The organism is Mucilaginibacter sp. RCC_168 (assembly GCF_041355315.1).
In the GTDB taxonomy this organism is placed as follows: domain Bacteria; phylum Bacteroidota; class Bacteroidia; order Sphingobacteriales; family Sphingobacteriaceae; genus Mucilaginibacter.
The window spans coordinates 184,175-207,887 of the sequence record NZ_JBFUPN010000013.1 but is presented as its reverse complement, the minus strand read 5'-3'; the positions used below and the strand labels follow the sequence as shown (position 1 = coordinate 207,887).

The following is a 23,713-nucleotide window of genomic DNA, read 5'->3' as shown; positions in this document are numbered from 1 at the left end:
CAACTATTGCCTTTTTTTAAAGAATATGAATAAAATTTCATCCAAAACTTGTTTTTCAACATAGAAGATTGCTTCGTACTCGCAATGACGCTTTTTGATTCTGGTCTAAATTTCCTACCTATCCCCAGCAGGTACTCCCCATGTATCGGCATTAAACACCGGGTTAATTTCGAAGCTATCATACTGGATAACGAGTTTTTTTATCCCCGATGTCACTACCTCATGAAAAGGGATCATGATACCCTGCACCTGGCGCAGATCTGACAAAGCTGATACAGATGTTCGGCCGAATGTTTTATTAGCCTCGGCTACCAGTTGGTTTTGATCGTTGATGGCAAAAATGTAATCGTTACCATCCAATTTGCATAAAACCGAGTAGGTATTGTTCTTAAGCTTTTGCATATTCAGTACCTGCATCTGGTTGATGGCTGGCTTACGCAAGCCAAGCAGGCCCGAATAAAAAGTACTTCTCATTTCCGCTATCCGCGCGGCAGGCATAATTGCTTTTCGCCCGTTGAGCCATTGCCATCCGTCGCCGTTTTCTTCCTGCTCAACAGAAACCATTTTGCCGTTTTCCCAAAGCTCTATCCGTATCTTGTTGTTCGGTATATCAAGGTATGATACCGCTTTTATCCCCATAATTATGGCCGAATACTGCAGGGTTTTGATCATGTCGAGCTTACTACCGCCATGTATGCTGTTCGCTTTTAAAAGCAGCGATTTTGCGTCGGTATTGCCTGTTACATCCGTAGCAGCAGTTGTTGTAGTACTTGTTTTACCGGGTTGACTCATCGTATTGGTAGTTTTGGCAGCTCCGGCGTTATCGTTCTTCATAAAATATATTCCTCCGTCAATGGCTGCCATAGGCTTTTTATCGCCCGTTTCACAAAAAAAGTTATGTACTTCAGTTTTTCCATCGGTGTAGGTAAGCGTAAGCGTGCCATGATCAAGTTTATAATCACCGCTGCCGCTGCTGTTCTTTGTGCTTCCGCCACCTACATTATCGCCCGAAACAATGGTCGCGGCCGATCTGGAATTACTAAAATGTCCTTTTCCATCAAAAATTAAACCACTATTGCTGGTTGAGCCAACAGCAACCATGCCGGTGCCCATTCCGCCGAAACTCGTCGCGCGTTTCATTTCATAGTATCCGGGAGGAATAGTAAGTCCGTTGAGCTTAAATAATATATAGCCGCTTCCTTTCAGATTGCCATTTTTTTCTATGCTAAACTGGTCATGGCCACGGATATAATTCACTGTTACTTTTGATCCGCTTACCTGGTATCGGCCGCTTACCCTTGTTTTCCAGTCGGGCTTATCCATTTCGCTATTAAACGTGCCATCCGGTCTGAACAATATCACAATATCGTTCCTGGTCATACCGCCGCCAACAAGCGGACTTACAGAAAATTGTATACCCCCGTATACACCGTTAAGCGTATGCGTTTGGGCGGCAAGGTTATAAATGATAAGGAGGCTGAGCGATAACAGCCAGGCGGCTTTTTTCATAAAGCTGTATTTTTTTACTAAAACCGCTTGATTATCATCTTGTTTTCGCAAATAAATAAGTTAACATGTAATTAAGCCCGGCTTAAAATATCTCCGTTTTGCAAATACTAAAATTTGTATACTTTTATTGTTTAATGGAAACCAAAAACAATAAAAAAACCATCAGGGCCTGGGCCTTTTTTGACTGGGCCAATTCTGCCTATAACTTGGTCATCACCTCCACCATTTTTCCGGCTTATTATGTGGCTATTACCAAGGCCAATGGGGGCAAGGTAACCTTCTTCGGCAAAAGCTTTGTTAATACGGCGCTTTCTGATTATGCCTTGTCGGCCGCTTACCTGATCATTGTTTTATTGTTGCCTATATTGTCATCTATTGCCGATTATAAGGGAAATAAAAAGATTTTCATGCAATTTTTTACAGCTATAGGTGCTGTGGCTTGCGGTGTGCTGTATTTTTTCGATGCCAATCATATCGAACTGGGCATTATAGCCTTCGCGCTGGCCGCTATTGGCTACAGTGGTGGCTTTGTGTTTTATAACTCCTACCTGCCCGAAATTGCTACGGTTGATATGCAGGACAAAGTGAGCGCCAAAGGTTTTACCTACGGCTATATCGGCAGCGTATTGCTGCAGCTCATTTGTTTTGTGTTTGTAATGAAACCAGAATTGTTTGGCATAGTTGATGAGACATTCCCGGCCCGTTTATCATTTTTGCTGGTAGGCCTCTGGTGGATGGGGTTCGCCCTTATTCCGTTCATTGTATTATCCAAAGGAAGCCCTAACGCTGTTAGTCACGATCATAATATTATTAAAGGGGGCTTTATAGAATTGGGGAAAGTTTGGAAGAAGGTGAAGACCATGCCTTTGCTCAAAAGATATCTGCCGGCTTTTTTCTTTTACTCCATGGGTGTACAAACCATAATGCTGGTAGCAACGGGTTTTGCTGCTAAAGAGCTACACATGCCTACTTCGGCATTGATCACCACTATTTTAATTATCCAACTGGTAGCTATTGGCGGGGCAACGTTAATGTCGCGATTATCGGGCAGGTTCGGCAACGTAAGGGTGCTTATTGCCGTGGTGATCATCTGGATAGGGGTATGCGCCGCTGCTTACTTAACCAAAACAGCAACAGAGTTTTATGTGGTAGCAGCAGTGGTGGGTTTAGTGATGGGAGGGATCCAGTCCATGTCGCGCTCCACCTATTCAAAATATCTGCCCGAAAACATTACCGATACTGCATCTTTCTTCAGTTTTTACGACGTTACTGAAAAACTGGCGATAGTAGGCGGTGTGTTCAGCTTTGGTTTTTTTGAAGAGCTGACGGGCAGTCCGCGTAATTCGGTACTGGTATTGGCCATCTTTTTTATAATAGGTTTAATATTATTGTTTTCTTTGTTAGCGGCAGAAAAAAAGATTAAGAGCCTCACCCTGCCCTCTCCAAAGGAGAGGGTTTAAAAAGAGGTGAGTTGAAGTACTCTCCTTTGGAGAGGATTATTACATGAGGGGCTTCGCCGTTTAGGTGAGGCTAAAAAAGATTAAGCAAAATGCGGAGCTTAGCGCCGTGTAATTTGGTGTAAGAGATGAAGATTGAGTTATTTGTACCCTGTTTTATTGATCAGTTATTCCCGGATACCGCTTTTAATACCGTAAAGGTATTGGAAAAGGCCGGATGTAACGTGAGTTTTAATCCCAATCAAACCTGCTGCGGGCAGCCAGCCTTTAATGCCGGTTTCTGGGATGAAGCCAAAGCAGTTGGCAGCAAATTCCTGAATGATTTTTCGGATGACAGCGTGATCGTTACGCCATCGGCATCTTGTACAGGCATGGTTAAAAACTATTATAATGATCTATTTACCAATACCGCTGTACATAATAAATGCAGAGCCGTACAAGGTAATATCTACGAACTTTCGGACTTCCTGGTTAACATCCTCCAGTTCGACTATTTCGGCGCCGAGCTTGATGGTAAAGCCGTTTACCACGACAGCTGTGCCGGCCTGCGCGAATGCAAGATCAAGGACGAGCCCCGTCAACTGCTCTCCAAAGTATTAGGTCTTGAACTGCTTGACCTGAAGGATAACGAAACCTGCTGCGGCTTTGGAGGCACCTTCGCCGTTAAATTTGATGGTATCTCTACCGCTATGGCTCAGCAAAAGGTTGACAACGCCCTTGCTGTAGGAGCGGAGTATATTATCTCCACCGATGCCTCCTGCCTTCTGCACCTGCAAAGCTATATCGACAAGAATAGTTTGCCCATTAAAACCATGCACCTGGCCGATGTACTGACGCTGGGCTGGGGGAATGTTTGATTTTCGATTTGGGAATTGGGAGAGAGCTATATAAAAATCACGTCATTGCGAGGCACGAAGCAATCTCTATACTGTACAGAGCAAATAGAATTGCATAACTGATCTGCCTGAGTAGAGATTATTAATGTTGTGTTTGTTTTTATTAGTATTAATGAGCTCCCTCCGGTCGGTTGTCTTCGTGCCTCGCAATGATGCAGAGTGTGCTCTTCAAAGCTTGAGGAAACATAAATAAACATCTAATGAGAATAATACCACCACCCCAACCGGGCGAATATCCGCCCTACGCCATCATGTACATGAAATTGTTGCCTACAGATGGACTGATATTAAAGCACTTGCAGGATAATTTTGATATGGTGAAGCAGCTGGTCTATTCATTGCCCGAAGACGTTCTATATCATCGCTATGCCCCTGGTAAATGGAGTATAAAAGAAACATTGGTACATATAATTGACGACGAACGCATTTTTGCTTATCGTGCCCTGCGCTTCGCCCGTAACGAAAAAAACAACCTCATCGGTTTTGACCAGGATGCCTATGCTGTTTATTCGGAAGCCGATAGCCGGTCGCTTGATAATATTTTTGAAGAGTATGAGGCGGTAAGGCGGGCAACCATAGCCTTATTCAATGGCTTGCCCGATAATGCTTTCGACAGGATGGGGCATGGCACCGGTACCGCCAATGACGCCACGGTAAGGGCGCTTGCTTATCACATTGCCGGGCACGAGCTGCATCATCTCAACATTATCAAGGTGCAATATCTCAAGACCAGATAATAAAATATAACAGGCCCATTCAAAGGTTAACGGGGCGGATTTATTAGCTTACCAGATTCATATTCCAGTCCAATATGCGGTATACTTTAATATGATCTCTTTGGGCGAGATATTGCTTTAATTCGTACAGTGTTGCAAACTCTTCATCAGAATCATATTTTCCATCCAGGCCATCGCAATGAAAGCAATACTCAAGCGTGTAAATTTGCTTTTCGATCCTGATGGCCGCGGCCCGTTGCTCCTGTTCTTTTTTTCGTATTTCGATATTAGACTTGATCAATTCCATATCGCCATAAAGTACGGAGGGATGTCTTTTTATGATTTCGCTTAATTCAAATAGATAGCTGTTATTAACCTCCTGATCATTAATAGGATATTCAGTTGATTTTTGCTGATATCCATCTTTTCCTGTTTTTAAAAACAGGCCTAACAGTTCATCATGTGTTTTTATGATCCGGTGGTTATATTGTTTAACAATCGCATTTTGAGGCTCCAGCTCGTCAATATCATATCCGTTTATTTTTGCCCAAATCGGTGTCGAAAAAATAGCTTCGAAGCTAATATATATTCTAACCGATTCATTACCAGATTCAAAGTGGTATTCATGAGCCAGTTGATGTTCTTCAAAATCAGGAAATCCAAACTCTTTTAAAAAGCTAAAATGGAGCTTAATACTTTTTTTAAGGTCATCATACATATGGGAATTCTCCATTTTTTTGATCGGTTATTGGTCATAGGATAAGCCAACACAAAATAAGTGAAAATTATTGGACAGTCACTGAGTCTTGTGACTTGTTGCCGGGCAACGCGTGCGCAGCTGTAAAAGAAATTCATTCTTTGCCCATTCATAGGTCTACGCTTGAATGATGTTTTAGGTAGGCCCCCACGATTGCTTTTTTGATACAGCACCTGTACGCTTATAACCGTTATAAGTTCAAGCGAAAGGCCGCTGAACGAGTGGATGGATACTCCTTGTTCAGTTTCCGGCGAATGGTGTACCGAAGATGCCAACAGCAAGTTCCAGCCAAACAAGGACGAGTGTTGTCAGAACCATTGCGCAGGCAGCTATCCGGTACCCTGTCTTTTTTACCTTCCTTATCACAAGCTCGCACGTCAATCCCGTGCCGAACAGTAATACCGCGGCCACAATAAAGTCAGGAAATGACCATTTCACTTCGTTTGTAAATTGCATAGCTATCAATGGTATCATCAATATAAGCACAACTGTGAGTATAATGCCAAGAAGCCGTTTGTTTTTGGTGATCATCATGTTTGATTTTAAATAGTAATACAAATATATTGTAAAGTACTTTGAATTTCAAAGTAAATTTAAAAAATAATTCTATTATCGTTTGCTTAACCCATTTACTGTTTAAGCCTTAATATGTATTTTAAATTATGTTAAATATACTTTTATATTAAATATAATTTACCGCATAATCTTTTGATAGTTAAACACGTTGATTGATGTATAAACCATAAATCTATATAACATCATGATTCAATCAAACAACACCGTACAGGATTTAACAACAACATCCGGCGTAGCAGTTGACACCGTTTCGGTAACTTCCGGCTTTAACGTAGTTGGGGACGGGGGAGGTGGTAATTTTATCTGGAAAACTATAGCGGTATATGGCCCCCGGCCAGCTCTTGATGGGGGTATCATTGTTTACAGTACTGCCGATGCAACAGGCTGGTGGGAAAGGCAATTTGAATTTGCTGACATCCGCTTTTGGGGAGGGAAAGCCGATGTTAAAGTGATTAATGATGCAAACATAACCGCAGGTTTGACTGCATTGACATCTGCGTCAGCCGGTTTTACTGTAAAAGATATTGGTAAAACTATTTATGTAGCAGGAGCGGGTGTTACTCCCACTTCCCCACCAAATGCTGCCCCTTTAACATTAACCGCGACCATTACTGCCTATACCTCGGCTACACAAGTAACTTTATCCGTAGCTGCTTCAACCACAGCCAGCAATACGCCGGCAACTTATGGTACCGATAGTACTAATGCCTTCACAAACATAAATAATTACGGAAGATCGCTCGTTGGTAAATCATTACAGATAATTCTTCAGTCGGGTACTTATATGACTAATTTTAATAACTGGCTTGCCGGGATAAGATCGGTCGAGGTGATTGGCAATGGAGCAAATATTATGTGTACCCATGGTGCTGCCGATCCTAATGGTTATGCATTTAATCAACAGGCGCTTAACATGCCATCCGTTTTTGACACCTTCGATAATACTTTTTATAACGGGAGTGCTACTCCCTATGTTTATGGCGACCTGATCGCATCAACGGTAAGTACATCTGCTTCTTCTGCCCAATCTGTAACTACGCTTACCGCAACTGATGCGGCTAATTATACGCCCGGTACCTGGGCATTGATATATGGCTTTGAACACGAGAATATTCCGGGGTTTCCACCCGATGCAAGATATTATGATTATGTAAAAGTGGTTACAGCTGATGCGACAACAGGTATAATTACATTTGATCGTGCTTTGAATTACGAATATGATGCTGGATGGCCGGATAATCTTCCTGGTGGAGGTGTAGGAGGTGCGCCGCGTATTATCAGTTGTACAAGATCAAATTTTCAAACAATAGAGGACCTCGTTATCAGGGATCTGAGTTTGGTTCCATTCAATGGATGGGTAAGCCCGAATGCGGCGCTTAGAACTGCAAGACTGTCTGTTTATGGATATATTAACGCAAGGTTTTATAATGTAAATTGTGGGTCGGTATACCCGGGGCAAGGTAAAAACCTGCTTTTTGATACTTGCCAGTTTTCCAAAGCATGTGAACCGGATAAACTTATTGACCAATTGATATTTAAGCACACCTCTTTCGTTGATGTGGTAAATGGTGGCGGAGTGAATTTTTTGCAGATGTTTAATTGTACATTCTCCGGACAGTTTAATATTAGTCCACGCTATCTGGATATTGATAATTGCACCTTTGCTTCAACATCATTTGGTTCATCATCAGCATTAGCCTTTTTTGGGCAGAATAAAGGTGTAGAGCATGTGAGGTTAGGAACCAATGTTTGGAATTGCAGTTTACCCGGGCGCTCAGCTTTGATCGCCAATTCAAATAACACCATACTAACTGTAGATACGGTGATTAATAATACATTGGTATTAGTAACTAATGCCCATTGGATTACAGCTACAAATGGCAGGCAGGTTTTGCCTGGCAGCATAGGTTATACCAGTACAAATAAAAGATTTATCGTAAAAAGGGTCTATGCCTATGATGCTAATAATGTGGGCATAGTTGGTGATTTTTCACAAGTACCGGTAGTTGGTGACGTATTTAAATTTATTTATGTAAGACGAATATCTATAGAAGGCAGACAGCATAAAATAGGTGCTAATGCTAATAATTATCAATTGTTTTTGACTGAAGACCTGTTTCCGCAAATTCAATACAGGGAAAATACACCGGCGCATGACCTGAAACGGATCCTGCTTACAGATCAGGACATTACTCAGGGTAACTCAGCCAACGTCAGAAGCGCGTTTGGCTACCCGTGCCGGTTGATTGTAAATGTAATTAAAGCTTACACTGGAACGGATACTAATGCTTTATTGAAACTGGTATCATACACTACCGGGACATTTACACAAACTATTGATCTTAAAACTACCGGAACCCGCATTACAGAGATAGGAAGGCATGCTGGTGGGGTAGGCGCTGATGTACTGGTGGATGTTGACCCCGCATATATGCCAACTTTTAGGTTTTACTGGGCGGGAGTATCTGCAGGCACATTAACAGCTACAGATTCCAGTCAGTTGCCAATTGTTCAGATCTATTTTGAGACCTTTGAATTGATCAGATAGTTTTCGGCTTTAGGCAATCGGGGGTAGCTGAAATTTGCCGGTCTGCTCCGGATTTCGTATCTTTATGTAAATAACGGCCCGCTGCTCTATTATCAGAGTAGCGGGCCGTTTAGTTAAGACCAGATCAAGGCCAAAAAACGATCGTTTGGTATGTAGTTATTTGACAATTAATTATTTAATACTTTTTAAACTTTTCAAAACACCTCAAAATCGTGCTGAAATTTGTTAAAAAGTGTTAAAATCGATGGTTTTGAATCAAATTTCAAGCGTTTTTACCCTGTTTTTACCTCGAAAAGTGTTAAAATTTAAGGTTTAAAAAGTTTTTAAAACGGGTGAGGGGATTTTGAAAATCTAAATCAAAATAAAATATTAATTTAGCGCCACAAAAATAAGATCACTTTGTAGGTGATCGGCAAACGTAATTTTATAAAAATTTAAATCATAGTTGTAGATGATTAGTATTACACTCCCTGACGGATCCGTTCGTCAGTATGACAAAGGAATTACTTCCATGCAGATCGCCCAGTCGATCTCCGAAGGATTAGCACGTAACGTATTAGCCGCCGAAGTTGATGGCCAGGTTTGGGATGCCAGCCGCCCCATTGAACAGGACGCGCACGTTAAATTATTAACCTGGAACGATGCTTCGGGTAAATCGACCTTCTGGCATTCGTCGGCCCACTTAATGGCCGAAGCCCTGGAAGCGTTGTATCCGGGTACCAAATTTGGCATCGGTCCGGCTATCGAAACCGGTTTCTATTATGACGTTGACTTTGGCGACCGTGAATTTTCATCAGACGAGTTTAAACTGATTGAAGATAAGATCATTGAGCTGGCCAAAACCAAAGAAGAATATATCCGAAAACCGGTTAGCAAAGCCGATGCGATTGAATATTTTACCGAAAAGAGTGACGAATACAAGCTTGACCTGATCAAGGATCTGGCCGATGGTTCCATCACTTTTTATACACAAGGCAACTTTACAGACTTGTGCCGCGGCCCGCATATTCCTAATACAGGCTTTATTAAGGCTGTTAAACTGATGAGCGTTGCCGGTGCCTACTGGCGCGGTGATGAAACACGTAAACAGCTTACACGCATTTACGCGGTTACATTCCCTAAAGCCAGCGAGTTAACTGATTACCTGCACATGATCGAAGAAGCTAAAAAGCGTGATCACCGCAAGTTGGGTAAAGAACTGGAACTGTTCACTTTTTCAGAAAAAGTGGGTATGGGCTTGCCATTATGGTTACCAAAAGGTACTGCTTTACGCGAACGCCTGACCAACTTTTTGCAAAAAGCGCAGGTTAGGGCGGGGTATGAGCAGGTAATTACACCACACATCGGGCATAAAAATCTGTATGTAACGTCAGGCCATTACGAAAAATATGGTGCCGATTCATTTCAGCCGATAAAAACACCGCAGGAAGGAGAAGAGTTCTTTTTAAAGCCAATGAACTGCCCGCACCACTGTGAAATATACAAAAGCAAACCACGCTCATACAAGGATTTGCCGGTACGTTTGGCGGAGTTTGGTACTGTTTACCGCTACGAGCAAAGCGGCGAGCTGCATGGCTTAACCCGTGTACGTGGCTTTACACAGGATGACGCGCACTTGTTTTGCCGCCCCGACCAGGTAAAAGAGGAGTTTAAAAAAGTGATCGATCTGGTATTATACGTGTTCAAGGCCCTTGGTTTTGAGAACTATACTGCGCAGGTGTCCTTACGTGATCCGGAAAATAAGGCCAAGTACATCGGTACTGATGAAAATTGGGCTTTGGCTGAGTCGGCTATCATTGAAGCTGCTGATGAAAAAGGTTTGATCACCGTTCAAGAATTAGGAGAAGCGGCTTTTTATGGCCCTAAGCTTGATTTTATGGTAAAAGACGCCCTCGGTCGCAAATGGCAATTGGGTACCATACAGGTTGATTATAACCTTCCGGAACGCTTTGAATTGGAGTATACAGGCAGCGATAATCAAAAACACCGCCCGGTAATGATCCACAGGGCGCCATTTGGTTCATTGGAGCGTTTTATAGCGGTACTGATAGAGCATTGCGCGGGTAATTTCCCGCTTTGGCTATCACCAGAGCAGTTTATTATTTTGCCCATATCAGAAAAATTTGAGGAATATGCAAAAAAACTTTCTGATGTGTTAAAAGATTCCGATATTTGCGGGCTGATTGATTTTAGAGACGAGAAAATAGGGCGTAAGATACGTGATGCTGAAGTCAAAAAGATCCCTTATATGTTGATTGTGGGTGAAAAAGAAGCTGCCGAAGGTCTGGTTTCTGTACGGAAACACGGTCAGGGTGATTTGGGAAGTATGAGCATAGAAGATTTTAAAGAACAAATAACTAAAGAAATAAAAGTATAACTTGGCATTAAACAAACCCTTCAATAGAGGACCAAGGCTTCCTTTTAAGAAAAAAGAAGCTGAACACAACATTAATCAATTCATCAGGGCTCAGGAAGTTCGTCTTGTAGGCGACAACGTTGAGCAGGGAGTTTACTCTTTAAGAGACGCGCTGGCAATTGCCCAGGAGCAGGAGCTTGACCTGGTTGAAATATCTCCAAACGCTGTTCCACCAGTTTGTAAAGTAACGGACTATAACAAGTTTATTTACGAACAAAAGAAAAAGCTGAAAGAGATAAAAAACAATGCCAAGCAAACGGTTATTAAAGAGATCCGTTTCGGACCGAATACCGATGATCATGACTTTGAGTTTAAATTAAAGCATGCCATGAAGTTTTTGGAAGCCGGCGAAAAGGTGAGAGCCTACGTACACTTTAAAGGTCGTGCCATTGTGTATAAAGAGCAGGGTGAAATCTTGTTATTACGTTTTGCACAGGCGTTGGAAGATAATGGTAAAGTAGAACAATTACCAAAGCTCGAAGGAAAAAGGATGTTTTTAACCCTGGCTCCTAAAGCAGTAAAGAAATAAGTAAAACAGCTGATGTGTAAAGTTAAATGCACGGAAGCAACAAAAGGAAAACGTTGAGAAACGTTAATATCTAAAAACAAATAAATAGAGTTATGCCAAAAATGAAAACCAATTCCAGTGCAAAAAAGCGTTTTAAGCTTACTGGAACCGGTAAAATCGCAAGAAAAAATGCATACAAAAGCCACATCTTAACCAAGATGTCGACAAAACGTAAGCGTGCCCTTGGTCACACCAGCTTAGTGTCTGATGCTGACATGGGTAACGTAAAACGTATGCTTTGTATCGGAAAGTAATTCACAAATTTTTTAACCAGGTATTAGAGTTTTAAGTTCTGTTGTAAAGGCAGGCACTCACTACCAAAATCAAACAAGATGCCACGTTCAGTTAACGCAGTAGCGTCGAGAAGACGCAGGAAAAGGATCATGAACCTCGCCAAAGGTTATTGGGGTTCACGTAGCAAGGTTTATACCGTTGCAAAAAACACAGTTGAAAAAGGTTTACAGTACGCTTATCGTGACCGTAAAACCAAAAAAAGAGAGTTCAGAGCTTTATGGATACAGCGTATTAACGCAGGTGCCCGTCAGCACGGAATTTCTTACTCTCAATTAATAGGTAAATTAGCAGCAAAAGAAATCGGTTTAAACCGTAAAGTATTAGCTGATTTAGCGATGAATCATCCTGATGCTTTCAAAGCCGTAATTGATGCAGTAAAATAATATAAGATACTGATTATTAGAATTTTACAAAACAAAAGAGGCCGCAAATCGCGGCCTCTTTTGTTTTGCTGGCAATTAAAGAATGATCACCGTTGGTGTAAACTCTTCACTGTCGTTGTCAATATCCATATACTGTTTAAAGTTTTGTACATCTTTATCAACCATCTTTTTAAATACCGAATTTAGTAACTTAGCCACACCTGTACCCAAACCCCCGGCAGGAGGCTGGTAGCTGATCACGATGTCGACAATAGTACCAGTACCATCCGGCGTATCCTGAAAACGTACTTTGCCCGCGTTATTGATCATCGAATCAGGCAGAGAGCTCCAGCCGATCATCTCATTGGGTTCATCCTTTACAATTTCGGCATGCCAGCTTACCGTTGCCACACCGGCTGGGAGTTTTAAAACCCAATAGGAGTAGGTGGAGTCTATTGTTTCTACACTTTCCAGGTGTTTCATGAACAGGGGTAAGTTGTCCAGCTTACGCCAAAAGTCGTATACCTTGTGCCTGGGTTTATCAACTGTAAATGACGACCTGATATTAATATTAACCGGGTTGGTTGAAAGCTTGCCTATGCGTTTATACAATTCGCAATGACCGGTAATGCCACGACTTAGCAAATAACCACCAGCTCCCAATTTAACAATACTGCTTAACGGACTGGAGAATAGATTTTTAAAGCCAGATAAACCCAATTTTACACCGCCGATGATAGATGTGTATCTTTCAGGCCATTTCAGGTTTACACGGTCATCTCCATAAAGCACAGGGAAATTATCGGTATATTTTACAATTGTAGTTGCCATAGTATTGTTTAAATGATTGTAGAATTTAAACAGTATACCCCAAGCTAAGTTTTTTTTAAATGAAGTTATTTTACCGGAGCGTAATTAAATTTAAATTGAGTTAAATCAGGTTGATACTTTTTGGGCCTTTTCAATTCATACTGATATATAACACGACCCAGGTTTTTTAAAAATGGCAGGCAAACCGTAGTGTATTCATATTTATTATCGTTGTAAACCCCATCCTCATTTGATTGTACCACCGCGGTGAGTAAAAACTCTATATTATTTTTAAAATCAACAATGTAGGCGTTATCAATATCATACCCATAGCTATCACCTACCTTATTAAATATCCTGATGTTAGGCTCAATTACAGCGGTACTGTCGCCACCATAATATAAAAACTTGCAGTATGCCGGGAAATATTCTGGCCGATTGTAGGTTGGTTTTGTATTTTCGGTAGGGAATGTACTCATGTAACGATATATAAAAGCATAATCGGCAGGAGTAAGGTTGTACCGCTGATCTGCTGGAAATGTCAATGGGAAAAGCAATCTTTTTAAAACCTGTTGCTGGTCGGCAATGGAGTATATATTCTTTTCACTCAAATTAAAAGGCTTATTAACCAGGCGGTCACTACTGTCGAGATAGGCCTTACCCATAATCATATTATCCAGGTGCATAGGGTAATTCAAGCTATCATATAGCGCATTTTTATGATAAACTACTTTGTTACCGTTGTAAAAAGTGATAGGGTTAGTGTGCCGGGTAGTTTCGCCTGCATCGCCTACAGAAAGGCGGCCTACAATACGGGTATGATACAATTGGTATTTTTTTAATTTACGATTGATCTCTTCGCGGCCAACAAATTCATATAGGCGATTGAAAGCGTCATTATCACTCACCAGTAATATTTTTTTGATATAATTCTCTATGCTGGGCAATCCATTTGCTGATGAAGTATCGATTTTTACCCTGGTTTGTTTGGTAAAGGCGCTGTCGGTGATCATGACTGATCTCAGGGTTAAACCTTTAATGTGCAATTCATGCAGTTTTTCGAGCGCGAAAATGGCCGTTGGCAGTTTAACTGTGCTTGCAGGATAAAAATAATGTTTGTCATTCAGGCGGTAACTATATGATTTAAAATGGGGTATGTTGTTTTTGTCCCGATCGATCTGTGTATACAATATTTGCACCTCATTTTGGGTAGGATGGTTCAGTATTCCACTAAATAGCTCCGGGTGACCCTGTAAAAGCCCTTTTAAAAAAATGGTATCAGGTTGCTGGGCAAGGCAAGGTGTAACAGTGATTATGAATAACAGAAGCGTAGCGTACAATTTCATTATTATAAATATACAGATTGTTACTTTGTAGTTGTTAATACTTATCCTACTTTTGTTGCGCTTTAGGTTTCTTAATAAAAGAATTAAAAGGGAATACGGTGATGAATCCGTAACTGTCCCGCAGCTGTAAGCTCTTTAACCATTGCCCATTCTTATTGTCACTGTCCTTTAAATGAAAAGGACGGGAAGGCAGGGCAACTTGGGGAGTAAGTCAGAATACCTGCCCAGGCACTTATATTATTCATAGCTTTCGGGGATTGAAGCTTGAATGTGAAATCCCTTTGTCGTGGTTTCTGTTCAAACTTTATGTCGCCCTATTGCAAAGTTGTTGCGAAGGAAAAATGCCAAGAAATACATGTGATTTGAAAATTAGCTTTCAACTTTTATTAGTTGTACTGTCTGGTTTTTTATTGGCTTTACCTAATAGGGTATTAGCCCAGGCTGATACTTCCAAAAAACTGAAAGAGGTGAATGTAAACAGTTTTATCATACCTCAAATACAAACCATTACACCATCTCAGCAGATATCATCAAATGATTTTGTGCGTTACAGTGCATTTAATATCGCCGATGCCATCCGGAACTTTAGTGGTGTTATTTTGAAAGATTATGGTGGCATCGGCGGTTTAAAAACAGTTTCTGTACGAGGGTTGAGCGCCAATCATACAGCAGTTTTATATGATGGGATCCAGATCAACGATGCTGAAAATGGCCAGATTGACCTGAGTAAGTTAAACCTGAACAATGTGCAGCAAATTATATTATACAATGGTCAGCCAACTATTATTTGTATGCCGGCGCGTTCATTTGCCTCCGCAAGTATCCTTGCGGTAAAAACAGTACAACCTTCTTTAAGTGCAAATAAAACGTATCAGTTTACTGCTGGTATAAAAACAGGTTCTTTCGGCTTGGTAAACCCGTATTTACAATGGCAGCAGCGGATCAGTGAGCGTTGGTCGTTTATTATGAACGGTTATCTTGAAAATGCTAACGGACGTTATAAATATAATGCCGGGGGGGGCGGCGGCGATTCCGTGCGTACACGTAACAATGGAGATATTAGCGCTCAGCAAGTAGACGGAGCTTTGTATTGGGCCAAAAGCGATAGTAATAAATTCAATTTGCATATTAATTATTATAATTCCGACCGCGGACTTCCAGGTGCGGTGATCCTCTATAATGCATCAATTTCAAGAAGCCGGCTCTGGAACCGTGATTTTTTTACACAGGCTGGTTATGAGCATATTTGGAGCGATGGCTTTCATTTATTGTTAAATACTAAAGTATCTCAAGGCCAGCTCCACTATCTTGATCCTGATTTTTTAAATGAAGCAGGAAAATTGGATCAGCACTTCAGACAACGGGAGTTTTACCAATCTGCTGCGCTGGCTTATCATCTTACATCTAACTGGGAGATTTCTTATGCTTTGGATTTCGCGGTTAATAATATCAATGCCGATCTTCCAGGTTTTTCGTACCCTACAAGACTTACTTTCCTGAATGTATTAGCCTCTAACATTACCTTAGGAAAATTGAGTTTACAGGGAAGTTTGTTGAATAGTAATATCTCCGAAACAGTGAAAAACGGTCGCCCGGCACCTAAACGAAATATTTATTCGCCTACGCTAATGGCTACTTTGCGACCTTTTCAGAGCCCTAATTTTCAATTGCGGGCTTATTATAAATCTATATTTCGTAACCCAACCTTTAATGACCTGTACTATGGTGGGGTCGGGAATCCCAATTTAAAACCTGAATTTACCAAACAGTTTGATGCGGGTGCAACGTACGGTAAAGCTTTGAATGGCTTTTTAAGCTATATAACCCTTACCGCAGATGCCTATTACAATCATGTAACCAATAAGATCGTGTTTATACCTAAGGACGCTTATAATGGCTCTATACAAAATTTGGGCACGGTTGATATAAAAGGTCTTGACGTTGGTTTAAAAACACAGGCTAAACTCGCAAAAGAATGGAAGGGTTCATTAAGTGTTAATTACTCTTATCAGCAGGCTTTAAATGTTACAGATCCAACATCATCAATATATCTTAACCAGTTACCATATACACCTAAAAATACGGTTTCGCTCAATGCCGGGATCGATCACAATCATTTTGGAGTATATTATAACCAGATAATTTCTGCATCAAGATATTATACCAATGATAATCTTCCGTCTGATTATATCCCAGGCTACTCTACCAGTGATGCCTCTGTTGTTTATCGTTTTTTAATAAAAGGTAAGCCACTGGTAAGCTCTTTCGAGGCTAACAATCTTTTTAATAAAAACTATTTTGTTGTACAAAGCTACCCCATGCCGGGGCGCTCATTCCGATTTTCCCTTCAAATAACTATTTAATTCATCATTATGAAACAAATTAAACTCAGTCCCTTTTTAATGACCATTGCACTTGCTGTATTCCTATCGGCATGTCATAAAGATAAGATCAATCCAAAATCTGATACGCCAACCGCAAGCAGGGCCGGCTTATATGTCTTAAACCAGGGGATCTTTCAGGCAAACAACAGTACTTTAACTTATTATGATTACACCACAAAGCAATTGGTGCCGGATATTTACAGCAGTGTTAATGGAAGCCCATTAGGCGATACGGGTAACGATATAGAAATATACGGTTCAAAAATGTACATCGTTGTTAACTATTCTAACGTAGTTGATATTGTAAATGCCAAAACCAGTAAGCTTATTAAGCAAATTAGCATGGTTAATGCCAGTTTGCCTGCTCCAAACAACGGACGTCAGCCCAGGAGTGTAGCCTTCTATAAAAACAATGCTTTCATCACTTCTTATGATGGTACGGTTGCTGTAATGGACACAGCAACACTAACCATCAGCAAGTACATTACGGTTGGCCACAACCCTGAACAACTGGTAGTGAGCAATGGTAAACTTTATGTGGCGAATAGTGGCGGCCTAAGCTTTGGTAATCCGGATAAAACGGTATCCGTGATAGACCTGAATACCTTAACAGAAACCAAAAAAATAACAGTTTTGCCAAACCCGGTAAGTATTGCTGCCGATGACTACGGACACGTTTATGTGCTTTCATTAGGTATCACTGATTACAGCGGTACGCCACCAACGATTGTTGCGCCTCCGGGAATGACAATTATTGATAACAAAACAGATGTAGCTATTTCGCAAACTAATTTAAGTTTGGGTTATAATATCCCTATGGCTGTACTTGGCGATTTTGTATATTATGTTACTGCTGATAATAAAATTGCCGTATATAATGCTAAAACGCAATCAGCTGCGCAGGCTAATTTTATTACGGATGGTACCGTGATCACCAGCCCTTTCGCAATTGCTACGGATTCCCTTACAGGCGAAGTATTTGTTACAGATGCTAAAGATTATTCGTCTAACGGTACTTTATACGCCTTTGATAAAAACGGCAAAAAGGAATATTCCATAACCACAGGTATTAGTCCGGGTAAAGTTGCGTTTGTTAACAAGTAAGTATTTATATTTATACAGAATATTAACTATTTTTACGGCATAAATTTGAATCATGAACTCAAAAGATAATACAACCCGCAATATCGTATTGATACTGATGATTGTGGTTACAGCCACCTTCAGACTGCTGGCTTTTAAATATAAGGAACTGAGTAATTTTAACCCGGTAGGGGCTATCGCCATATTTGGAGGTGTATATTTTGCTGACAAATGGAAAAGCTACGTTACTGTAATGCTTGCCTTATTTGCTACAGATATTATCTTAAATTACTTGTACTTTAATAAATTAACTTTATGGTATAGTGGTGCACAGTGGACTTATTTAGCTTTTATTTTAATGATCCTTGTTGGTAGCCTGATCAAAAAAGTAAATGTATTGAACGTGGTTTTAGCTTCGATAGCTTCGGTATTGATCCATTGGTTGCTGACTGATTTACCAGGTACATTATATCCGCACACTTTAGCCGGTTATGGAACATCACTGGTTAACGCTATTCCGTTTGAAAAGAACATGGTACTTGGTAATTTAGTATTTGGCTTTATTTTATTTGGTGGCTTTGAGCTGGCTAAAACCAAGTACACCTTTTTACGCACAAAAAAACAACTGGCACTTTAAGCTTAATAACTAATACAGAAAAGCGATTTGCCACCGGGCAGGTCGCTTTTTTTTGTGGATATTAATTTTAAATACCTATGAAGAAACTGGTAGTGCTAACAGGGGCTGGCATCAGCGCTGAGAGCGGTTTAAAGACCTTCAGAGACAGCGACGGGCTGTGGGAAGGTTACAATATAGAAGACGTGGCAACGCCCGGGGCCTGGCAGCGTAACCCGGCTAGGGTACAGCAGTTCTATAACGAGCGCCGCAAATCGGTACTGGAAGCCAAACCCAATGCTGCTCATTATGCCCTGGCACAGCTCGAAGAAAAATATCAGGTCACCGTCATCACCCAAAATATTGATGATCTGCACGAACGGGCCGGTTCAAGTAATGTAATGCACCTGCATGGTATAATTACCCGCTCACAGTCAAGTATCGATCCTGAGCTTACTTACCCCATTGATGGCTGGGAGATCAGGATGGAGGAGGTTTGTGAATTAGGCTCGCCACTAAGAGCTCATGTGGTTTGGTTTGGTGAAGATGTACCTATGATAGGTCCTGCGGCGCGTATTTGTGCCGATGCTGACATTTTTATGCTTGTAGGTTCATCTTTGGCGGTATACCCCGCGGCCGGACTGATCAGTTATGTTAGACCAGAGATCCCAAGATATATTATTGACCCTAAGATACCGGATGTTAATGTCCGCGGTCAGCTGATAAAAATACAAGAGAAGGCTACTGTTGGTGTACCTGCTTTGGTTGATCAGCTTCTGAAAAAACAGTAATTAAGAAGTTTTGCAAACCATCGGGGTTAAAGCTTTGTAGAAGAAGATCAATTTTAATATCAGTGCCGTAAGTACTGCACACGGGTTGCATACCTACGGCATGCGAAATACTTATTCTTTGTTTGCTACAAAGCTTTTACTCCTACGGAGTAGTAAACCTTTAATGACATTGCTGGTGTGAACTGTAAAATTTTGAAATAATAGTTTAAACTCGCGGGTCTTTTTTAAAATCACTAATTCAATAAATCACTAACTCGCTAATTAATGAAAAAATGCATATTTAATTGGAGCGGGGGCAAAGACAGCGCCTTAGCACTATACCATTGCCTGCAAAATCCCGATCTGCAGATCAAATACCTGGTTACCACCATCAATGACGCCGCCGACAGGATATCTATGCACGGTGTGCGTACAGAGCTATTGATCAAACAGGCCGGAAGTATCGGCATTCCACTCTACCAGATTCGCTTGCCTGAAATGTCGGGTATGCAGGAGTATGACGAAGTAATGCATCGCCACTTGACGCACTTTAAGAACGAAGGTATCACCCATGCCATTTTTGGTGATATATTTTTGGAGGACCTGAAAGCTTACCGCGACGCCCGCCTGAGCGAGGTAGGGATAGAGGGAATATACCCCTTATGGAAACGCGATACCAGTGAATTGATCAATGAATTTTTAACTCTTGGTTTTGGCACTGTGATCGCCTGTACCCAGGAACGTCTGGAACGTATAGTAGGGAAGGAGATCAGTAGGGAACTGACAGATGCACTACCCGATGATGTAGATGTTTGCGGCGAGAACGGCGAGTTCCATACTTTCACTTTTAAAGGTCCAATTTTTAAAGATCCTATACCTTACAAAACAGGAGTGAAGATTTTTAAGGAATACAAAGCACCTCAAAATGCCAATGATTCCTGTGTTTCGCCAGCAGATCAAAAGCGTTCCGGATTTTGGTATTGCGACCTTATTTTGGCATAACTTCTCATTTATTTGGCAAAATAGCTCACAAAATATAATTTTTTTAATATATATAACTAATTATACAACAGTTACTTATTTATAAAATATAAAGTAATTATCCAATTAGATAGAAATAATGAGTTGTTTTTGCCCTGAATTGGTCTATTTTGCAGAATAAAATTCTGTATTTAAACTAATTTTAAATTAAGTATCTGTAATTTAGGTTCTTATGTGTTATTTGATTAGTAGTTATATCGGTAATAAGACTCTTTGAAATCTTTTCGCATTTCGGTGAAGCGGGCACCCACCGTTTTTAAAAACTCTTCATCAAGCAATTCAAAAACGCTGTTCACCCCATCGGTCAGATCCATTTCGGGAATCTTGAAACTCTGCTCCAGAGCTCCCTGCTCTATCTTCACAATAAACTTTTGGTTCATGTTCAGGATGGATATTTTAAAATCTGGGTGCGGTAGTTCGGCGATAATCCTCATGGTATTTAATTAGTGAATTAGTGATTTATTGAATTAATGAATTATAATGAGCAAAGATCATTTGAGCAAGGAGCACAAAGATCTTGGATTGAAATGTTTTCGATATTTGCTCTTTATTGCTACTCTTTAAATCCTTGCTCCTTGTTCTCAAGATCCTTATTCCTAAAGTCCTTGTTCTTTGCTCCAAAATCTCCCAAAGGATCTTTTCCATGGAGTGATCCGAAACTTTCCAGTATTTTAAACCGGGCAAAAAGTTCTTCGCTGTACCAGTTCTCGCTCCGGGTTAGTTTGATCACTTCGGCATGTTCACGGCTTTTGTAAGCAAAAGCTTTTACATCATCCAGGCTTTGCCAAACCGAAAAGGTGGCCTGCCGGTAAACCGGTGCCTCGCCTATACCAAATGACGTAATATAACCCGGCGCATTGGCCATCAGATTGGCTACCTCATCCACATGCGACCAAAAGTTTTTCAACCTGCTTATCCTGATCGTGGCTCGGGTAAGCACAGCTATTGGGCCGGTATGGTCTTTTACTTCCGGGTTACCAAAAGGTTCCTTGCCATCCCATTTACCATGGCTTTGCAAAGGCTCACAGAGCACTGTCCAGCCTTGATGGCCCAATATCTTCCACCAGTTGGCAACAAAAGAACCGGTCTGGAAACGGTCGAAATCTTCCCGGCTATCCCAGCAGGCCAACAGGCCCCATTGTTGCCAGTCGGGTTGAAGATCAAAAGTGCCGTTATGACCAGAGCCCAGCAGTTTATAATAACTGCAGCCTTTTTGCAGCCACATAGGCAGGCGGTGTATGGCCATGGCCAACAATGCAAAAGGGACAAAAAGTTTCCGGTATCGAACAATGGTAAGGCTAACGATCATGTTTTGCGAAATAAAACATTAATTGTAAAACCCAGGCCAAAAAACTTTTTAAACCTTAAATTTTAACACTTTTCTGATCAAAAACAGAATAAAAATGGGTCGGAATTCATTCATAACTACCGGTTTTAACACTTTTTAACAAATTCTAACGTGGTTTTAGTGTGTTTTGAAAAGTTTAAAAAGTATTCTCCACCCTCTTTGCCGCAAAGCGGGAGAGGGTCGCCCAGCGAAGCTTAGGCGGGGTGAGTCAATGCCATGCAGATCACGCCTTTATCCAATCCTGCCTAAATATGATACCAGCTTGATGCACTTTCTGCCACACATTGCTATTTTTGTATCATGGCAGAGGATTTAAACATCACCACATCAACCGACAAAACCGAACAATACACTACGCTTATTCCGCAGATAGAGGCCTTGCTTTATGGAGAGCCCGACCTGGTGGCTAACCTGGCTAATGTGGCCGCGGCTTTAAAGGAGCAGTTTAAATGGTTTTGGGTAGGATTTTACCTGGTTAAAAATAATGAGCTGGTTTTAGGTCCGTTCCAGGGGCCTGTTGCCTGTACCCGCATAGGTTTGGGCAAAGGTGTTTGCGGCGCGGCATGGCAGCAGGCCAAAACGTTGGTAGTGCCCGATGTGGAAGCTTTTCCCGGACATATCGCCTGTAGCTCACTTTCTCAATCGGAAATTGTAGTGCCGGTATTTCATAATGGAGAAGTGGTTGCTGTTTTGGATGTAGACAGCGAATTGCTGGATCAGTTTGACGAAACCGACGCACAGTACCTGGAGCAAATTGTAAAGCTGCTGAACTTTGCATGAGCAGGATCTATCTGATAGCCGGCCTGGGTGCTGATACCCGGGTTTATAACAATATCGACCTGCATGATCACGAGGTAATACCTGTCGGCTGGATAGAGCCACATGAAGCAGATACTTTAAGTATCTATGCACAAAAGCTTATTCATCAATATAATATACAATCGAATTCTGTCATCATGGGCAATTCCTTAGGTGGCATGATCGCCGTAGAAATGGCTAAACAGATCCCCGTAAAAAAAGTAATCCTGATATCAAGTATTAAAATCAGCAGTGAAGCTCCCTGGTATTTTAACTTCTTTCGAGCCTTGCCTGTTTATAAGATGATCCCCGGAAAGTGGTTCACCTCCCTGGGTTTCATGATCAAGCCTTTATTTGGACACATGAGTGCCGAAGATGCCTGGTTGTTTAGTGATATGCTGAAAAACTCATCACCTACTTTTGTGAAATGGGCCATGGGTGCGGTATTGCACTGGAAAAACGATATTATTCCGCCCAATCTTTTTCATATCACCGGCGATAAGGATCTGGTGTTCTCTTTTAAGCGCATTCCTGATGCTACAATAGTTAAAGGCGGTACCCACATCATGATATTTGATAAGGCGAAGGAGATCAATAAACTATTAAAAAACATCTTGAAAAAATGAAGTTACCCGAAACGTTTTATCTGGGTACCGATGTGGTAGCTATCAGCAAAAGTTTATTAGGCAAGTATTTGTTTACCTGTATAGATGGTGTAACTACCGGTGGTTATATTGTTGAAACAGAAGCTTATAATGGCGCTATGGATAAGGCGGCGCACTCTTATGGTAACCGCATAACCCCACGTACCAAAACCATGTTTATGCAGGGTGGTATCGCTTACGTGTACCTGTGTTATGGCATCCACGAAATGTTCAATATCGTGACCTCAACAGAAGGGCATGCCCAGGCTATTCTGATCAGGGCCATTCACCCAACTGAAGGGATTGAAGCCATGCAGGTACGGCGCAATATGGTGGTACTTAAACCAGCCATCACTGCCGGCCCAGGTTCCGTAGCCAAAGCCCTGGGTATATCCCGAAATATCAATGCCATCAGTTTGCAAAGCGATACCCTCTGGCTGGAGGACCGTGGACTAAATTTTACTGACGAACAAATAACCATAGGTCCGCGGATAGGGGTAGCTTATGCCGGCGAAGATGCATTACTGCCTTATCGTTTTTATGTGAAGGGCGATATTTATGTGAGTAAGCCAAATAAGTGAGTGATGAGTGGTGAGTAGTGAGTAGTGAGTGAAACAGCGCTGTCTGAAGTCTCTGACTTCAGACGACTATGCCTGTAGTCTTCAGACTACAGAAAGCGGCCGGTAGTTGAAAACTACCGGCATAATGATTCGAAGTCGGAGACTTCGAACAGCGCGTTTTTTGCTAAATTGGTTCATATTTTCACTCACTAATCAC

The 23,713-nt window shown here is 41.3% G+C and carries 23 protein-coding genes and 1 riboswitch; of the genes, 16 read left to right on the top strand and 7 right to left on the bottom strand.

All coding sequences use genetic code 11. The features are described from left to right. Positions 1-114: 114 nt before the first annotated feature. Positions 115-1,509 carry a hypothetical protein gene (locus AB6735_RS14450; protein ID WP_370996553.1) on the bottom strand — a complete coding sequence of 465 codons (1,395 nt, stop codon included), beginning with the start codon at positions 1,507-1,509 and terminating at the stop codon, positions 115-117. A 134-nt stretch (positions 1,510-1,643) separates the two neighbouring features. On the opposite strand from AB6735_RS14450, the gene AB6735_RS14445 reads away from it, so the two are divergent. The 3 genes from AB6735_RS14445 to AB6735_RS14435 all read left to right on the top strand — a co-directional run bounded on the left by AB6735_RS14445 (position 1,644) and on the right by AB6735_RS14435 (position 4,599). Next, entirely contained in the window at positions 1,644-2,969 is a 1,326-nt protein-coding gene (locus AB6735_RS14445; protein WP_370996552.1) for an MFS transporter, read from the top strand. 125 nt (positions 2,970-3,094) lie between these two features. After that, the gene (locus AB6735_RS14440) at positions 3,095-3,823 is read left to right on the top strand and encodes a (Fe-S)-binding protein (protein ID WP_370996551.1); all 729 of its coding nucleotides are present in this window, start codon (positions 3,095-3,097) and stop codon (positions 3,821-3,823) included. 239 nt (positions 3,824-4,062) lie between these two features. Further along, positions 4,063-4,599, top strand: coding sequence for a DinB family protein (locus tag AB6735_RS14435; RefSeq protein ID WP_370996550.1), 537 nt, complete (start codon positions 4,063-4,065; stop codon positions 4,597-4,599). A 43-nt stretch (positions 4,600-4,642) separates the two neighbouring features. Here AB6735_RS14435 and AB6735_RS14430 read toward each other — a convergent pair whose 3' ends face one another. Together AB6735_RS14430 and AB6735_RS14425 are read right to left on the bottom strand one after the other, a co-directional pair. Continuing rightward, positions 4,643-5,311: a hypothetical protein gene (locus AB6735_RS14430; protein WP_370996549.1), complete on the bottom strand. Its 669-nt coding sequence runs from the start codon at positions 5,309-5,311 to the stop codon at positions 4,643-4,645. Positions 5,312-5,575: 264 nt separating this feature from the next. Then, entirely contained in the window at positions 5,576-5,869 is a 294-nt protein-coding gene (locus AB6735_RS14425) for a hypothetical protein (protein WP_370996548.1), read from the bottom strand. A 226-nt stretch (positions 5,870-6,095) separates the two neighbouring features. On the opposite strand from AB6735_RS14425, the gene AB6735_RS14420 reads away from it, so the two are divergent. The 5 genes from AB6735_RS14420 (at position 6,096) to rplT (ending at position 12,120) form a co-directional block, all read left to right on the top strand. Further along, complete coding sequence (locus AB6735_RS14420) at positions 6,096-8,459, top strand: hypothetical protein (RefSeq protein WP_370996547.1); 2,364 nt, start codon at positions 6,096-6,098, stop codon at positions 8,457-8,459. Positions 8,460-8,910: 451 nt separating this feature from the next. After that, on the top strand, positions 8,911-10,836 hold the full coding sequence (thrS, locus tag AB6735_RS14415) for a threonine--tRNA ligase (protein ID WP_370996546.1): 1,926 nt from the start codon (positions 8,911-8,913) through the stop codon (positions 10,834-10,836). Between the two features lies 1 nt (position 10,837). Continuing rightward, the gene (gene infC, locus AB6735_RS14410) at positions 10,838-11,404 is read left to right on the top strand and encodes a translation initiation factor IF-3 (protein WP_090470682.1); all 567 of its coding nucleotides are present in this window, start codon (positions 10,838-10,840) and stop codon (positions 11,402-11,404) included. A 92-nt stretch (positions 11,405-11,496) separates the two neighbouring features. Further along, positions 11,497-11,697 carry a 50S ribosomal protein L35 gene (rpmI, locus tag AB6735_RS14405; RefSeq protein WP_022829872.1) on the top strand — a complete coding sequence of 67 codons (201 nt, stop codon included), beginning with the start codon at positions 11,497-11,499 and terminating at the stop codon, positions 11,695-11,697. Between the two features lie 78 nt (positions 11,698-11,775). Then, positions 11,776-12,120, top strand: coding sequence for a 50S ribosomal protein L20 (rplT, locus tag AB6735_RS14400; protein WP_076369188.1), 345 nt, complete (start codon positions 11,776-11,778; stop codon positions 12,118-12,120). 75 nt (positions 12,121-12,195) lie between these two features. On the opposite strand, the gene AB6735_RS14395 is transcribed toward rplT, so the two are convergent. Both AB6735_RS14395 and AB6735_RS14390 read right to left on the bottom strand, forming a co-directional pair. Beyond that, the gene (locus AB6735_RS14395) at positions 12,196-12,930 is read right to left on the bottom strand and encodes an SRPBCC family protein (RefSeq protein ID WP_370996545.1); all 735 of its coding nucleotides are present in this window, start codon (positions 12,928-12,930) and stop codon (positions 12,196-12,198) included. Positions 12,931-12,995: 65 nt separating this feature from the next. Then, positions 12,996-14,255, bottom strand: coding sequence for a serine hydrolase (locus AB6735_RS14390; RefSeq protein ID WP_370996544.1), 1,260 nt, complete (start codon positions 14,253-14,255; stop codon positions 12,996-12,998). A gap of 47 nt (positions 14,256-14,302) precedes the next feature. Beyond that, positions 14,303-14,498, top strand: a riboswitch (cobalamin riboswitch). 119 nt (positions 14,499-14,617) lie between these two features. Between AB6735_RS14390 and AB6735_RS14385 the strand changes: the two genes are divergently transcribed. From AB6735_RS14385 to AB6735_RS14365, 5 genes are all read left to right on the top strand, one after another. Beyond that, entirely contained in the window at positions 14,618-16,618 is a 2,001-nt protein-coding gene (locus tag AB6735_RS14385) for a TonB-dependent receptor plug domain-containing protein (protein WP_370996543.1), read from the top strand. Positions 16,619-16,627: 9 nt separating this feature from the next. After that, a complete protein-coding gene (locus AB6735_RS14380; protein WP_370996542.1) occupies positions 16,628-17,743 on the top strand; it encodes a DUF5074 domain-containing protein in 1,116 nt (371 codons plus the stop codon). A 52-nt stretch (positions 17,744-17,795) separates the two neighbouring features. Further along, positions 17,796-18,359 carry a DUF6580 family putative transport protein gene (locus AB6735_RS14375; protein ID WP_370996541.1) on the top strand — a complete coding sequence of 188 codons (564 nt, stop codon included), beginning with the start codon at positions 17,796-17,798 and terminating at the stop codon, positions 18,357-18,359. Between the two features lie 77 nt (positions 18,360-18,436). After that, a complete protein-coding gene (locus AB6735_RS14370) occupies positions 18,437-19,126 on the top strand; it encodes an NAD-dependent deacetylase (protein WP_370996540.1) in 690 nt (229 codons plus the stop codon). Positions 19,127-19,390: 264 nt separating this feature from the next. Further along, positions 19,391-20,107, top strand: a complete 717-nt coding sequence (locus AB6735_RS14365; RefSeq protein WP_370996539.1) for a diphthine--ammonia ligase — start codon at positions 19,391-19,393, stop codon at positions 20,105-20,107. Between the two features lie 224 nt (positions 20,108-20,331). On the opposite strand, the gene AB6735_RS14360 is transcribed toward AB6735_RS14365, so the two are convergent. Then, positions 20,332-20,580, bottom strand: coding sequence for a hypothetical protein (locus tag AB6735_RS14360; protein WP_370996538.1), 249 nt, complete (start codon positions 20,578-20,580; stop codon positions 20,332-20,334). A 119-nt stretch (positions 20,581-20,699) separates the two neighbouring features. Next, positions 20,700-21,455, bottom strand: a complete 756-nt coding sequence (locus AB6735_RS14355; protein WP_370996537.1) for a DUF3291 domain-containing protein — start codon at positions 21,453-21,455, stop codon at positions 20,700-20,702. A gap of 339 nt (positions 21,456-21,794) precedes the next feature. Here AB6735_RS14355 and AB6735_RS14350 point away from each other — a divergent pair, with 339 nt between their 5' ends. Genes AB6735_RS14350 through AB6735_RS14340 form a run of 3 tightly spaced genes read left to right on the top strand, consistent with a single transcriptional unit; the run spans position 21,795 to position 23,517 of the window. Then, positions 21,795-22,274 (top strand): GAF domain-containing protein, encoded by a 480-nt coding sequence (locus AB6735_RS14350; RefSeq protein WP_076369170.1) that lies wholly within the window; start codon positions 21,795-21,797, stop codon positions 22,272-22,274. After that, entirely contained in the window at positions 22,271-22,918 is a 648-nt protein-coding gene (locus AB6735_RS14345) for an alpha/beta hydrolase (RefSeq protein ID WP_370996536.1), read from the top strand. The genes AB6735_RS14350 and AB6735_RS14345 overlap by 4 nt, the downstream gene beginning before the upstream one ends. Then, positions 22,915-23,517 carry a DNA-3-methyladenine glycosylase gene (locus tag AB6735_RS14340; RefSeq protein ID WP_370996535.1) on the top strand — a complete coding sequence of 201 codons (603 nt, stop codon included), beginning with the start codon at positions 22,915-22,917 and terminating at the stop codon, positions 23,515-23,517. The genes AB6735_RS14345 and AB6735_RS14340 overlap by 4 nt, the downstream gene beginning before the upstream one ends. Positions 23,518-23,713 lie beyond the last annotated feature (196 nt).